This is a genomic window from Achromobacter sp. GbtcB20, assembly GCF_019091095.1.
Lineage (GTDB): Bacteria > Pseudomonadota > Gammaproteobacteria > Burkholderiales > Burkholderiaceae_B > Achromobacter > Achromobacter mucicolens.
In genome coordinates, this window is sequence record NZ_JAGXJZ010000769.1 from 1 (window position 1) to 246 (window position 246).

At 74.0% G+C, this 246-nt stretch carries 1 pseudogene; it reads right to left on the reverse strand.

The features are described 5' to 3' along the window. Nucleotides 1-246: pseudogene (locus tag KVT32_RS31050) on the reverse strand (ABC transporter permease); the annotation flags it as partial.

Sequence of the window (246 nt, forward strand, 5' to 3'; positions counted from 1 at the left end):
CCGCGACCAGCCCGACCACGATCGAGGTCTCGCCGCCCTTGATGGTCTTCTTGAGGACATCGTGGCCCCACTTGTCGGCCCCGAACGGGAGCGTGAGCGCCTTCTCGACCGGCGGGTGATTGCGCGCCACGTCGCGCTTGAGCGCTTCGAGTTCGTCGGCCAGCGGATCGAAGGCGTTCGGCGGCGCCGGGCGCTGCGGCCGCGCCAGCGCCGCGGGGGCGGCGTGCCCGCCGACGAAGGGCGGGG